This window comes from Cetobacterium sp., from assembly GCF_051658645.1.
In the GTDB taxonomy this organism is placed as follows: Bacteria; Fusobacteriota; Fusobacteriia; order Fusobacteriales; family Fusobacteriaceae; genus Cetobacterium_A.
The window spans coordinates 1-1,908 of sequence record NZ_JBOFMZ010000001.1 but is presented as its reverse complement, the minus strand read 5'-3'; the positions used below and the strand labels follow the sequence as shown (position 1 = coordinate 1,908).

Below are 1,908 nucleotides of genomic sequence, written 5' to 3'. Positions count from 1 at the left end.
TTTAAGAGACTTTTTTTAGTACAAAAAATTATAGATTTATAATTCGACATTGTATATAGTTGTTTATATTGTAAATATTGTTTATTGTTATGTACAAAAAATACACCTGTTTTTTAGGCTTTTAGCCATTGATTTTATTGAGCTAAAAAGCTTTTTTGTTGTAGGACATTAGATGATGAATGTTTAGACATTAGATGATGAATGTCTTGACATTAGATGATGAATGTCTTGACATTAGATGATGAATGTCTTGACATTAGATGATGAATTACCATAAAAAAATTGATTTTTTTGAATTGTTAGTGTATTATGGATAAAAAAGGACGTCAAATGATTGCTTTTTGTTAAAAAAAATGTTGATTCTTGAATTATTCATCATCTAATGTCAAAAAAAAATACCTAAAGGAGCTGCTAGATTTGAATGATAAAATTGTTAAAAAAAAATCTGAACCATGGTGGGTTGAAACAATAGATACTCCTGAAACTGAGTATGTTGAAGAAAATTTTTATGTAGATGAAAACGATTTAAAAAACAAAGAACTTATAAGAGTGGATTTGAATATAGTGCAGTTTCCAATTTTTTCTAAAAACACAAAGCGAAAAATTAATCAAGTTGTAAAATATTTTTTCAATAGAAATCGTGATACTTATATAACAGTTACACCTATAGCTGGAAATTATATTCCTGGTGAAACAGAAGAAAAAGTATTTATTGCACTAATGCAAATTATGAAAGAAAGAGGAATGCCTCAAAAATTTACAGTTTCAGCAACAGAACTAAGAGATAAATTAAAATTGAAGACAACTAGATATGGTGATGTTATTAAAAATTCTTTATTAAGATTAGCTAAAACCAATTATGATTTTAAAAATACAATGTACTCTTCAGAATTAAATGGCATTCTTAGCAAAGAAATAACTACATCTATTTTAAGTTTAGAAATTTTGAAACTTTCTTCAAAAAAAAATCTTATATATAGAAATGAGTACGGAGATGGAAGAATAAAAGAGATTTATGAAATAAATATAAGTGACCATTTTTATCAAAATATTATCCAAAAAGGTTATATGGTTTATAACTCTGGAATCTTATTAGACATTTCTACAAGCACAGCTAGAACAATTTATATGCTAATAGAAAAATTAAGATTTGAAAGTGTGTATTTAAAAATAGATGTTATTTTTTTAATAAAACGGATACCTCTAAAATATGACAAATATAAAATTAGTAGAACCGTAAAAATATTGGAAAATGCTTTTGATGAACTAAAAAAGAAAAATCTTATTAAAGACTTTAACATTTTAAAAGGTTCTGGTTGGTCAAATTCAGAAATAGAAGTTTTCTTTAATGAGAATTCGAAAGAAGAAAAGCAACAAAGATTCTTTGAAGATAAAAATGATTTTCGCAAACTATTAACATATACAACTGTAAGTGAGACAGAACACGAAATGATAGAAGAAATAGAGCCTATAAAATCTTGTACAGTCTCAACAAGAGAGATGATAGATAAAATTTTAGGATTGATGCCAAGTAAAGCGAGAAGTTTGAAAAGTATGCCTAAAACTATTAAAGAAGCTATTGAAAAGTATGGATACTCAAAAGTTGAAGCCGCTGCAATTTATATGAAAAAAAATAAAGTTGTAGCAGTAAGAGCTTATTTTATAAAAGCTCTAGAAAACAATTGGGTAGAAGACGAAGAAACGATCATAAAACCCGTTAAAAACGATTTTAAGGCTCTAGAAGATGAAAAGCCAGCTCAAAGTATAGCAGGGTACGACCTAGCTTATTTTGAAGCGTTTGAAGAACTTTCAGAGAGTGAGCAAAACAGGATTGAAAGTATTGTTTATCAAAATTATATAGCAGAATGTGGAATGAATACAAAAATACAAAAAATAGCTTTTTCTGCG

The 1,908-nt window shown here is 26.7% G+C and carries 1 protein-coding gene; it reads left to right on the top strand.

The window, feature by feature from the left end:
* Positions 1-417: 417 nt before the first annotated feature.
* On the top strand, positions 418-1,908 hold a 1,491-nt coding region (locus tag ACRCZX_RS00005; protein ID WP_438580905.1), incomplete at its 3' end, for a hypothetical protein.